The organism is Roseinatronobacter monicus, from assembly GCF_006716865.1.
Lineage (GTDB): Bacteria > Pseudomonadota > Alphaproteobacteria > Rhodobacterales > Rhodobacteraceae > Roseinatronobacter > Roseinatronobacter monicus.
The window spans coordinates 103,264-115,025 of record NZ_VFPT01000002.1; the positions used below are offsets into that span (position 1 = coordinate 103,264).

Sequence of the window (11,762 nt, forward strand, 5' to 3'; positions counted from 1 at the left end):
GGAGATGTTCATGACTGCCCCAGGCATGGAAAGAACACGATCACCGAAGGAGGATCAGGCGAGGTCGATGGCCGCGCGATTGCCCGCCTCGGCGACGCCTGCGCCTGCGGCGCGCTAATCACCGAGGGATCATCAGTGGCCGAGCTTGTCGGCAAACCCGTCGCATATGTTGGGTGCAAAACCAGCTGCGGCGGCACAATCACCAGCGGCTCAGATACCGGCGAGGTTCCGGCGTGATGCCAAGCGGGGACAAGACCTCTGCGCCGGGCTCAGTTGCGCGGCTGCTACGATGCTGCGCAATGCACGAGTGACCGGTTCGGGAAAAGCTGCACCGCGGCGCTGTGGTCATCCCGACCGTCAGCAAAGGGCCGGGTGTGTCGATGGTCGACCTCGAAGAGTCGGCGGGTCATGCTGCACCGCCGCAGGGCGGCTTCGAGCCCCATCAGCGACATTCAGGCATGTCGCAGCGAGCTGAAGCCTTTCGCATCTGCAGCAACGAGCCCGGCCCATAGCGGACGGTCGGCATCGGGCGCATGCAGCGACGCAGCATTTCCCAATGGGACACCGTGCTTCTTCGGATAAACTTCCTGCTGCACTGGACTTGCAGTCGGAGCGACGCGTGTTTAGCTGTCCGATCCCGCGTCTTGTTAGGCTTGATCTATCGCTTGGCCCACTGTCTCAAAGTCGTTGACACGTTCCGTGGACGCTCTGTTCATTGACTCTAAAGGACTTACACCTTACATTCATAGCCTCTGGCGAAGGATTGGTGCGATGACTCGAAGCTCTGGAAAGTTGACTGCAGGCTTCGCGACGAGCGGGATGGGTTTACAAATGGATGGCTCCAAAGTCGTCGCGGAGGCCAAGACCAGCGAATTTATGGTCAAGAAGCACGCAATATTTTCGAAATTGGAACGACCCAAAGAGCGCGCGACCAAGGTTGAGGCTGTTCAGGTCACCGTTGATCTTGCTTATCGTCAACCTGACTTGGCTTATGCTGGCCTTGCGGTGGTTGAGCCGATGGAAGTGTGGTGTGGGGATCCCCGCAACATGCGTGATGAGGACTTGGCGTTCTTCGGACTGGAGCGCTGAGTAGTTGCGAGACGCTGCTGCTGTGCCTGCGGGGACCCAAGTTCCTGCTGTTGGGTCTGTCCATGGCTTCCGGTTCTCGTTTGGCGAACAAAATATTCGGTATCCGCATCCCGGCATAGTCGTGATGAGCCGGGTCGGACAGAAAGACGGGAAGACCCGCTGCGGTGTAATCGCGCTGGCGATTACACATTCTACCCAAAAGACAAACTGGGACAATAAAGACGTATTGCGTATCCCTGTTCAGGAGCTCGAGCGGATGGGCCTTGATACGGCCGAGCAGTGGGTGTGCCTCTTTGAGCAGGCTGTGGCCTACTTTCCGGAAGATACCAAATGGATAGCTTCGGCAGGGAGTGCCCATCTCGGTCAGGCTTCTGAATCGTTCACAAGTCTGGTTCTCGAGGCATGGAACGATTTTCGTCGGTCTCGTTGAATAGTTTTTGGCTGATTCAACGGTATGCACGGGCAAGCACTTTCCATGCCGCACCGCAGTCAGGCCGCTTTGCGCCCCGCACGTCGGTGATGCTGCGACCGCGAATGGTCTTTGCGCAGATGCAGCGAACGGCAGAAAGGTCCCGCATCAGCGACATTCGGGGCACAAAATGCTGCGCAGTGCATGAGTACCGGTTCTGGGGAGCTGCGCCGCAGCATTGTGGTCGTCCTGATCGGCGACAATGGACCGGTCGCTTGACCGTGCCACGACTCGCGAGCCCGTCAGTTGGGCCTTGTTTAGCGTGCCAAAGCCTCCGTGCGCCCCCAATGCCCCCTTGATATTCTATCCCATCGACATGACATGCCGCCCAAAGCATAATAAATGATGGGCACCCGCGACACTCGGATCATCATATGCGCAAGATCATACCACCCTCTAACCAAGTCCAGCTCGACCTTTTTTCACCGGATTATTCGCCGTCAGAGCCCGTGATGCCCGCCGATACCATAGCCGCACACAAACCCGCTGCCGCCCCGTCGGTGCCACCCGAAGAGATGAGCGACGAGTACTTGCTTACAGAATTTCCAAGGGCGTCGGTGGCCGCCGTCTCGGCTCTGGGCGCTGAACTAATCAAACGGCGCCCAGCGGGCTGGCAAGAGGCCGCCATCAAGCTGTGGTGCCGCTTTCGTGGCTTTGGGGGTGAGAGACCCATGGTTGAACAAGAGATCATCCTCACAATGGCGGTCGAAACCGCAGATCGACGCTTGCTGGACGCGATCATGGTCGAGGGGCAGATTCTGCCTTGCTTTGAGCCTTTCCTGGTCCGCGCGGCGGCAGCAAATGGGGCGGCGCTTCCAACGGAAATGGTAGAGGCTGGTCTGCGCAACAAACAGGCAGATGTGCGCTGCGCGGCCCTGCGTTTGGCAGTAATAGGAGAGTACCGCAAAGTGTGGGGCAATCATGCAACCATTGCGATTTCGGACGATGGTTTCAGTCCGGGATACCATTGCTCGAACTTAGTGCGCAGGGTGCCATCCAAGGCTCTGGTTCGGGTTTGCAGCATGAGGTGCGCGCCGCGTTTTGACCAGCGCATTTGCTGACGCTTGCCGAAGCGCTTTCCAACGACAGTGTTGACGGTGCTTTCGACAAAGCCAGTTGAAACACGTTCACCGTACCGCCGTCTTTCCGCATAATTCGGGATCATCGAGGCGTTGTTGGCGATGTAGGTGTCGAACTCGGACGCGGCCTTGCGAAGTGCCTTGATGCTGGCATAGCCCGTCTCGACAACTTCCAGATCGATGACAAGTTCCTCGATTACTGCCTGACCATCGTGAAGGTTACCATTCCAAAGGAACCCTTTGATCTGGCGCAACAGACGGGCAATGGCTTCGGCCTCTGCGGGATTGTGATGTGCAAGCCCTTTGACGTATTGCTGCATGACGGTGATGCGCATGGTGATGTGGAACCAATCCAGGATATGCTCAGAGGCGGGTGCCATGTGTCGCGCCATGTTGATGACCGTATCTCCGCCGTCGGTCATGAATGTTACAGGCTGATTTTCCTGCCACCCTTGGTCCTTCAGAACTTCATGTAGCCGCCGCTTGGGCTTTTCATCATGACTTTGGACCAGCCCAAGGTAGCGGCTCGGGCGATCTGTGGGTATGGATTTACCGACTGTGACCTCGAAATGCGACTGGCGAGCATCGCGGGACCGCACATATCCGCCATCGATGCCGACGGTGATTTGACCCTCAGGGTTGGGAAGTTGGGCACGCTGGTGGGAACTGGTTTCAATGAAGCTGTAACGCTCATCGGCCAGTTCTGCCTCCATCCGCGTGGCCACGCGCCCCAAATGCCTGCGGATGGTATTTGGATTGAGCCGTGCATCAATCGGCAGCACATCTTTCAGCAGGTCGGACGTGACCCCGAAGGACACAAGCGAAGCCCATTTCGTCTCAAGCCAGAGCAACTCCGGGGCGATATGGTCGGGCAAGAGTTCGTTCAGGGGGCTGAAGGTTTTGGCTGGGCCATTGTGGCACTGGCAGGAATAGACGCGCGGACTTTCAATGGCGATGTCGCCGAAGACAGTCCGATACCGAATTTGCCGCCACCCTTTGCCACGCAGCTTTCGATCGCAGCACGTACAGCGCGCGCGTTTGATGCAAAATGCCTCGCACTGCGCGGCAACAACTTTCTGCTGGATGCCCAAAAGAACGGCTTTGCCTTCCTCTATGGACAGGCCAATGTCACCAGCGGCCTCAAAGCCTTTGGAGAAGGTGCCAATCCTGTCCGTGTGGGCGGCGCCGTCTGGCGCAGTGATAGTGACGCTGATTTCAATATCCATCTTCGGGGTCCTGCATGATTGGCTATGTTGGTTCTGAATCCCTTGTCCGCATGATCGTCTGCCGACTGGTGCCCATTTCGCGTGCGATGGCGGAAACTGTCGCGCCGGTGGCGAGTTTTTCACGGACCAGCGCCTGCTGATCAGCCGAAAGCGTGGATGGACGCCCCAGTGTTTTGCCTTGAGCCTTGGCGCGCGCCAGCCCCGATTGCGTGCGTTCGATCAGAAGGTCGCGCTCGAACTGGGCAACTGCATTGATCACACCCATCGTCAGCTTGCCTGCAGAACTGGTCAGATCAACACCCCCCAAGGCGAGGCAATGCACACGGATGCCCAGGGTTTCCAGCTTGGCCACGGTGGTGCTGACATCAATCGCATCGCGCCCCAGCCGGTCCAACTTGGTCACGACAAGAACATCGCCACGCTCCATCTTGTCCAGAAGACGCGCAAAGCCCTTCCGCTGTGCGATGGCCTGTGAGCCGGAAACTGTCTCAGCGATTATCCGGTGTGGCTCCACCGCAAATCCCGCGGCAGCGATCTCCCGGATCTGGTTCTCGGGGTCTTGTTCGAGAGTCGATACTCTGGCGTAGGCAAATGTTCTGGTCACAGCATTGCAATTCTGTCCGGAAAAGCTGTCCAGAATTATACACCTGTTCGATAGAGGTTCAAGATAGTTTGTGGACAGGTTTACACGCCCTGTCCGGAACCGGTCGGTTTCGGACGGTTTATCCGAACTGCTGATGCATCAGATCGCGGTGCCGCCCGTCCCGAAATGCTTGGTTGACCAACTTTCGCGAAAACTTGCCTGCCTGGTAAGGCTCTCTTGCAACAACACGTTGCATCGCGGCTTCGACCTCATCAGTCAGCACGTCTCGCACTGTCAGATCAGTCGTATCCCGCTTAATCAAGTCATCCAGCCACTCAGCCATGACGCCGAAATCCTGCCACGCGCCATACCCATCCGCCTCATCGCGGCGCTCGAGATAACCCTGCGGGCCGCCGCATTCTTCAGGTGGGCAGGCTCCGGAACCGCCAACACACAAGGGATAAGACTGCTTCGGATCAGCAGCGCTGACGCTCTCAATACGGATCTCATGCACCCAGCCATCGCCCATGTCGTAGGTGTAGGAAAACTTGCCGTTCTTTCGAAACGAAAATTGCGCCAGCGGCACCCTCGGACTGCCCATCATCAATTCAAAGGAGCCGTACTGCACCGCATAGATATCGAAGGCGTACAGATGAATGCTCTCCCATCCCATGGCCACCTGCAAAACCCCATGCAGCTCGTGCAACGTCATGGTTGTTGGAACCATCGCGCGGCGCCAGATCATCGGACTGATCCCCAAAAGCCGAACCTTCAGCTGAATAATCTCACCGAGCGCATCCATGTACCTATCGTGCCATCAATGGCTGCCAACGGCAATTGCCCCACACTTTGCGGTACTCTCCTTCTGGCGGCGCGGAAACAAATGGTTCGCTATGCACCCGTGCACAAGTTGCATATCAACTATGTGAAAATAGTTCTACTCCGGTCCGGATTTCTGCTGTAGGTGGCTGAAAAATTGGTCTCTGGCAACAAGGAAACTACAATGACGAAACTCGCTAAAGACGCTTTCGGGATCGCATCTTTGGTCGCGGTCACCGCGGCATTTATCGGCCTGCATTCATGGATGTTTGTCCAGTAAGGCACAAGGCAGCGCGCTGTCCGAGCTTCCCGGATGGGGAATATACACTTGATCAACACTGATCAAACTTCGGATAAGAAAAAGGCACCCGATGATAGGGTGCCTTTTTTGTGAACCTGCCAGCTTACCTGCCGCTGAGGAGAAGATCGGGCAGCCAAAGTGCCAGTTCCGGAATGAACGTCGTCAGCATGAGTGTCGGCAGCCAAGCGAACACGATGAAGATGACGGTTGGCCACAGCATCCGCGAAACTGAAACATCACAAACCTGCGCGCCCAGATAAAGCAAGGGGGCTGTCGGCGGGGTGATATTCGCCATGCCAAGGTTCACACCAATCACTGCGGCAAAGTGAATAGGATCCATGCCTGTGCTCTGTGCGATGGGCAGCAGGATCGGAGTTGCCAGAAGCATTCCCGAAATGTCGTCCATCAGCATCCCGATCAAGATCATCACGACATTGATCATCAACAGGATCACAATCGGATTTTCTGAAATCGTGTAGACCATCTGCTGGGCCATTCTCGGTGCGCCCTGAGCGATCAGGTTGTCAGAGACAATCAGAACCATGAAGACCATACACAATACGACACCGATTGTGATGCCCGAACGACCGACGGTCTCGGCAAGCGTTTTCCATGTAAGCCCTTTGTAATAGTAGATCGCAATCGGAATGGCATAGATCACTGCGATACCAGCCGCTTCTGTCGGGGTCATGATCCCGCCATAGATACCACCCAGAATAATCACGGGCATCATCAGTGCAGGACCGGCAAGACGGCCTTGACCGATGAATGTTGGTATGAACGGGGTTGGACGATCTGTGAGCTTGAGGTCCGTTACTTTCCTCAGCAAGAACTGGTTCGTCGCAATCAGAAGCGTGATCAGGATAAGAGCTGGAATGACCGTTGACAAAAAGCATCTCAAGACGTTTTGCTGCGCAACCCACCCATACAGGATATGTGATGCGCTTGGCGGGATAAGCAGGCCCAGAGGAGCTGCCGACACGATCAGCGCGGCAGATGTTCCTTCCGGGTAATTTGCGCGTCTGAGGTGCGGCATCATGATGCCGCCAATGCAGGTCAGTGTCGCGTTCGCACTGCCCGAAATCGACCCAAATACACCGCTGGCCAGAACGGCCGCGGCGCTGAGGCCGCCTTTAATATGGCCAATGAACATTTCGGCCAGAGAAACAAGAGGGGCCGCGATCTTGCCTCTCTCCATGATGGCGCCGGCTATCATGAACAATGGTACCGCGAGCAGGACCAGCGAACGAAGGCCCTCTGATCCTCTAGGCAGGAATCCTGCGACACCTTGATCCCCGACAAGCGCGATAAACAGCAATACAGACCCGAATGCTACATAGACGCTGACGCCTAGCAGCAGCATACCAACTACAATCAAGAGACTTACGGTGACGATCATTTCTTTGACTCTTTCGCGCTATTGGACTTGAGTGGCAAGCCCAGCCCCTTCCGGATATGGACGTAAAGATAAGCGGCTGTGAACACGGCCATCAGGGTGAAACCGATCATGATTGCGATGCGCCACGATACGAATGGAATACCCAGAACGGGCGTGGAACGTAGTCTGGGGAAAGAAAAGTCTTCAGCAATAGAGATATAGCAGGCATAGACAATGAACAACGTCACGAACAATTCAATCACCAGGACGACGAAGTTGCGCCACCAGATCGCTGTTGAATTCGTAATGGCGCTGCCAAGTACATCGGCCCTGATATGCGCCTGGCGTTCGGAAGCCACAACAGCACCGGCAAAAAAACCGACGATGCTGATGGCAAGCAGCCATTCCTCATAAGCGAAAAGATCGCCACCGAAACCGTATCTGATGACGACGACGGCACCAAAGGTGCAGGCCATCAAAAAGCCGGAGAAAATCACGATACCCATCATCGCGATCGATATCCAGTTCAGGGGCGCGCCTATGAACCTGGGCAGCTCATCTGTGATTTTTATTGGATGGTTGACAACCGCGCCATCGGGCCCAATCGGCAATTCAGGATGTGGATGTGACAAGCCGTTCGCCCTCTGCTGTTGGTCTGCTTATTCCTGCAAGAAGAAAGCGCCGGCATTCCTGCCGGCGCTTTCTTTCTTGATGACTCACTCCAGCGAGCTTTTGAGTCGATCAACGATGTCGTGACCGATGCTGTCTCCCATCGAAGGCCAGATTTCTTCGCGGACCATGTTTATCATAACGGCCATTTCTTCTTCGCTCAGGCTCAGGATCGTGTACCCTCTGTCCCGCAATCTTTGCGCGTACTCCTCGTCGCTAGTGCGGTTGAACTCGAAGAACTCATCGGACGCTTTGGTCATGGCCGCTTGCAGAACTTCAACCTGCTCAGGGGTCAGCCGGTCGAGGGTGCGCTGTGACGCATAATAGCTGGTGAGTTCGGAGATCGAGTTATATTCTACAAAATGCGTGCCCACGTCGGACTGGGCAAAGATGTTGTAGGTCGCTGTTTTGGTGCAACAGATCGCGCCGTCAACGATACCAGATTGGATCGCAGGGAAGATGTCGCCCCACGCCATTGTCGTGGTGTTATACCCCTTGTTTTGCATCATGGACCTGACAAGCGTCGAGGACCAGACCCGGATGTTCATGCCTTTGTCGCCAAGTGTGTTCCAGTTCGCCGGTTCTTGCGTTGCGACGACACCAACAAAACCTTCGGGGTTCTGTGCAAAGACATGCACGCGATACTCGTCCGTAATTTCCTGAAGGATCTTGTTATACTCGGACTCCATGCTGCGCATGATATTGTCCATGTCATCCCAGTCGCCCACAAGGTATGGCATGGAAAGAAATTCGAGACGCGGGTCCGTGTCAGCATAGATGAATGCTGACGCAAGATCGAGATTGCCGCGTGCCACCATCTCGAAAAGGGCTTCGCCGGAACCCAGCTGGTTTGCAGGGTAAATGTCAATGTTGAGGCCGACATCTGCAGCAGCAACCTCATCTGCAATCTGCTGCATCATTTTTGTGCCTTGGTGATCAATCGGAAAAACACCTGCGAAGCGCAATGTAACAACATCTGCAAGTGCAGATGTCGACATCAACGCGCTCAGCGCGCCCGCAGTCAAGGCTCTGGAAATATTGGAAAAATTCATCGAGCATCTCCCATGTTGGCTCTTGTTATGATCGAAATCTTTTACAGCAGACCGAGCATTCTGCAAATATTTAATGGGAATATACTCCGAGTCCTGTGGAACCCGAGTTTTGCTTGACGGTTCGGTTTGATTGGATTCTGATGGGTTCATGCGTATTGAGCCGAAATTCCTGACATCTTCAGAACGTGCTGAGCTGATGTCCTGTGTGCGACGCCATCGCGAGGATCACGGTGTTGCGCGTCGCGCCAATGCGATTTTGCTGCTGGATGAGGGCAAATCCTGCCAACTGATCGCCGAATTTCTTTACCTTGACGATGATACGGTTCGTCTTTGGTACAAGGCTTACCGCGAAGGGGGCTGGGACCTCCTATCCACTGATGGATGGAAGGGCGGTCAATCCCGGATGACCTCGGCTCAGGAGGCCGAACTCAGCGCGTGGCTGGAGGATCGTTTTTGTCGTTCGACGACCGAGGTCCGGGCCCATATCTCCGCGACGTATGGCTTGGAGTATTCCCATTCTGGCTGCATCAAGCTTCTGACGCGTCTGGGGTTTGAGTATCGCAAGCCGAAGGGACTTCCGCGCGTTGCGCCTGCCGCAGCACAAGCCGCCTTCATCGAGATGTATCAGCGCTTGCTGAACGAGTTGGGGGCTGATGAAGCTGTCTATTTCGCAGATGCCGTGCATCCGGAGTATCAGACGAAACCGGCTTATGGTTGGGTGAAGGCCGGGACAAATCCTGCCGTGCAGACCACAGCAGGGCGTGGGCGTGTGAACATCCATGGTGCACTGAACTTGGAAACATTCGATTTGTCGTTTGTCGAGCCGATTACGGTAGACGGGATCAGCGCTGTCCAGCTCTTGGCCAAAATCGAGGCATCCAACCCTTACAAGCGCCTCATCCACGTGATCTGGGACAACGCGGCGTATCATAAAGGGCAAGAGGTGCGAGACTTCCTTGCAAGGCCGGACTGCCGCATCCACTTGATCCCATTGCCGCCATATTGCCCACATCTCAACCCGATTGAACGATTGTGGGCCGTCATGCACCGCTGTGTCACACACAATCAGTATTATCCCACGCAAAAGCAATTTGCCGATGCGATACTCGCATTTTTTCGAAAAACCCTCCCCAACGAATGGCGGAGCTTCCGCGACACCATCTCCGACAACTTCCGTGTCATCTCACACGACAATTTTCGGGTTTTCGCGTAAGGCGGGTATAACAAACATAGTTTTCATGAATGGCCGACTTTACAGCAGCATTTGACGCCGAAAGGCGATGGCTGCTGCCTTCTTGATCACATGCCGCGGGCGCAATGCTGCAAGATCACAGTCGGCTTTCCGCCCTGTGCGAAGGTGATGGCTCGATCTGCGCACCCGGCCCATAACGGCCGGTCGTCCCATTGCGCTGGGTCCCCCGAACCGGCCATTCGTATCCGGCGCAGCATATTTCCGTAGCCAGCCTCATAGCGGAAGGTCATGCAGGGTGCAGCGCTGGCCATGCTGTACCTGCGAAATGAATGGTCCATGAGCAATCACTTAGAGGGATGGGGCGTGCGGTCGCGGCTAGCGCAGCATATGCAGGCCTGAGCGGTAGCTGTGCTCAGGCAGACTTTGCAAGGATCGCCAAACTCGTTAGGCGATCCTTATTTATGCGGCATCAACGCTATCCGATCGATCAGGAAAGAGGTGGTCGCGGAAATTCGGACCAGTTGCTAAGCTCTGGCAACTGAAGAAGGACGAACAATCGATATGGCGAAACAGAAGCGTTACACGGCAGAATTCAAGGCGAAGGTTGCCTTGGAAGCGATCCGTGAAGAGTTGACGACGGCAGAGCTGTCGAAGAAATATGAAGTACATCCGACGATGATCAACGGCTGGAAACGCACGGCAATTGCCAAGATGGCGCAGTCGTTTGACGCCAAGCCGGTTGGTGAACCAGTGATTTCCGGCAAGGATGTAGAGAAGCTGCACGCCAAGATTGGCCAATTGGTAGTGGAACGGGATTTTTTGGCGGATGCCTCCAGGCTCATTCTCGGGACTGGAGGCAAAAAGCCGTGAAGAAAGATCATCCCAAACTGAGTGTCCGGCGGCAATGCACACTGCTGTCGCTCGCCCGATCGACGCTGTACTATCAGCCCTGCGGTGAAAGCGCGGAAAACCTGAAATTCATGAAGATCATCGACGAGCAATTCCTGAAAACGCCATGGTACGGCTCGCGGCAGATGGCGCGTCATATGCAAAGAGAGGGTCACAAATGCGGCCGCCATCGCGCAAGACGGCTGATGCGGCTCATGCGTTTGGTGCCGATCTATCAGGAACCCAAGACCAGTAAGAAAAACCCCGAACACAAGGTTTATCCATATCTTCTAAAAGATCTGCCCATCACGCGTCCCAACCAGGTGTGGTGTACGGACATTACCTATATCCGCATGCAGCGCGGGTTTTTGTATCTGGTCGCCATCATGGACTGGCACAGCCGCAAGGTGCTGAGCTGGCGGCTGTCCAATACTATGGATGCCGGGTTCTGCGTCGAGGCCTTGAAGGAGGCACTGGCCACCTATGGCCCGCCCGAAATTTTCAATTCGGACCAGGGCAGCCAGTTCACCAGCACCGATTTCACCGACGTTTTGAAAGACGCAAAGGTGAAGATTTCGATGGATGGGCGCGGCCGCTGGATCGACAACCGCATGATCGAACGACTGTGGCGGTCCTTGAAATACGAATGCGTCTTCTTGAACACCTTCGAAACTGGCCGGGAGGCGCGCCAGGGGATCGGCACCTGGATCGCTTATTACAATGAAGAACGCCCGCATTCATCCCACGGCCTGATGACCCCGGACGAAGTTTATGATAATCGCAAACCAAACATGAAACTTGCCGCGTGATAGGAAACCCATGCCAGAGCGCTGCGCGGCATAAAACTGGTCGAAAAACCAGGACCACCTCTGAAAGCCCCGCGCAAACAGAACGCAGAGCGTCCGTGCAGCAACTCCATGTGCAACGAGGCTCAGAAATTGCGTTTCAAACTCGTGATCCGTATGCGCCGTCTGTGTCCCATTGATTTGAGGTCTTTCGCAAATTCCTGATCGGACT

The 11,762-nt window shown here is 55.4% G+C and carries 10 protein-coding genes and 1 pseudogene; 5 read left to right on the top strand and 6 right to left on the bottom strand.

The genetic code is table 11. The features are described 5' to 3' along the window. Nucleotides 1-6: 6 nt before the first annotated feature. From BD293_RS23600 to BD293_RS18430, 3 genes and pseudogenes are all read left to right on the top strand, one after another. Nucleotides 7-237 (top strand): annotated as a pseudogene (locus BD293_RS23600) (PAAR domain-containing protein); the annotation flags it as partial. 594 nt (nucleotides 238-831) lie between these two features. Continuing rightward, nucleotides 832-1,089: a hypothetical protein gene (locus BD293_RS18425; RefSeq protein ID WP_142084860.1), complete on the top strand. Its 258-nt coding sequence runs from the start codon at nucleotides 832-834 to the stop codon at nucleotides 1,087-1,089. A 124-nt stretch (nucleotides 1,090-1,213) separates the two neighbouring features. Then, nucleotides 1,214-1,519, top strand: a complete 306-nt coding sequence (locus tag BD293_RS18430) for a hypothetical protein (RefSeq protein WP_142084862.1) — start codon at nucleotides 1,214-1,216, stop codon at nucleotides 1,517-1,519. Between the two features lie 958 nt (nucleotides 1,520-2,477). On the opposite strand, the gene BD293_RS18435 is transcribed toward BD293_RS18430, so the two are convergent. The 6 genes from BD293_RS18435 to dctP form a co-directional block, all read right to left on the bottom strand. After that, on the bottom strand, nucleotides 2,478-3,863 hold the full coding sequence (locus BD293_RS18435) for an ISKra4 family transposase (protein WP_142084863.1): 1,386 nt from the start codon (nucleotides 3,861-3,863) through the stop codon (nucleotides 2,478-2,480). A 22-nt stretch (nucleotides 3,864-3,885) separates the two neighbouring features. Further along, a complete protein-coding gene (locus BD293_RS18440) occupies nucleotides 3,886-4,467 on the bottom strand; it encodes a recombinase family protein (protein ID WP_142084865.1) in 582 nt (193 codons plus the stop codon). Between the two features lie 118 nt (nucleotides 4,468-4,585). After that, complete coding sequence (locus BD293_RS18445; RefSeq protein ID WP_142084867.1) at nucleotides 4,586-5,248, bottom strand: plasmid pRiA4b ORF-3 family protein; 663 nt, start codon at nucleotides 5,246-5,248, stop codon at nucleotides 4,586-4,588. Between the two features lie 421 nt (nucleotides 5,249-5,669). Beyond that, the gene (locus BD293_RS18450; RefSeq protein ID WP_142084869.1) at nucleotides 5,670-6,965 is read right to left on the bottom strand and encodes a TRAP transporter large permease; all 1,296 of its coding nucleotides are present in this window, start codon (nucleotides 6,963-6,965) and stop codon (nucleotides 5,670-5,672) included. Further along, nucleotides 6,962-7,576, bottom strand: coding sequence for a TRAP transporter small permease (locus BD293_RS18455; RefSeq protein WP_246086389.1), 615 nt, complete (start codon nucleotides 7,574-7,576; stop codon nucleotides 6,962-6,964). The genes BD293_RS18450 and BD293_RS18455 overlap by 4 nt, the downstream gene beginning before the upstream one ends. A gap of 84 nt (nucleotides 7,577-7,660) precedes the next feature. Next, entirely contained in the window at nucleotides 7,661-8,815 is a 1,155-nt protein-coding gene (dctP, locus tag BD293_RS18460; RefSeq protein ID WP_342781417.1) for a TRAP transporter substrate-binding protein DctP, read from the bottom strand. Between dctP and BD293_RS18465 the strand changes: the two genes are divergently transcribed. Both BD293_RS18465 and BD293_RS18470 read left to right on the top strand, forming a co-directional pair. Continuing rightward, the gene (locus BD293_RS18465; RefSeq protein ID WP_142079384.1) at nucleotides 8,814-9,878 is read left to right on the top strand and encodes an IS630 family transposase; all 1,065 of its coding nucleotides are present in this window, start codon (nucleotides 8,814-8,816) and stop codon (nucleotides 9,876-9,878) included. The two genes, dctP and BD293_RS18465, sit on opposite strands and share 2 nt — an antisense overlap. Before the next feature lie 540 nt (nucleotides 9,879-10,418). Further along, a protein-coding gene (locus BD293_RS18470; RefSeq protein ID WP_246086208.1) for an IS3 family transposase occupies nucleotides 10,419-11,554 on the top strand; the annotation gives its coding sequence in 2 pieces (ribosomal slippage) (nucleotides 10,419-10,686 and nucleotides 10,686-11,554; 1,137 coding nt in all). Nucleotides 11,555-11,762: the final 208 nt, after the last annotated feature.

Excerpts from the sequence above, each read along its gene's own strand:
- dctP (WP_342781417.1), bottom strand. The coding sequence starts at position 8,815 with ATGAACCCATCAGAATCCAATCAAACCGAACCGTCAAGCAAAACTCGG.
- BD293_RS18430 (WP_142084862.1), top strand. The coding sequence starts at position 1,214 with ATGAGCCGGGTCGGACAGAAAGACGGGAAGACCCGCTGCGGTGTAATC.
- BD293_RS18465 (WP_142079384.1), top strand. The coding sequence starts at position 8,814 with ATGCGTATTGAGCCGAAATTCCTGACATCTTCAGAACGTGCTGAGCTG.
- BD293_RS18445 (WP_142084867.1), bottom strand. The coding sequence starts at position 5,248 with ATGGATGCGCTCGGTGAGATTATTCAGCTGAAGGTTCGGCTTTTGGGG.
- BD293_RS18450 (WP_142084869.1), bottom strand. The coding sequence starts at position 6,965 with ATGATCGTCACCGTAAGTCTCTTGATTGTAGTTGGTATGCTGCTGCTA.
- BD293_RS18435 (WP_142084863.1), bottom strand. The coding sequence starts at position 3,863 with ATGGATATTGAAATCAGCGTCACTATCACTGCGCCAGACGGCGCCGCC.
- BD293_RS18425 (WP_142084860.1), top strand. The coding sequence starts at position 832 with ATGGATGGCTCCAAAGTCGTCGCGGAGGCCAAGACCAGCGAATTTATG.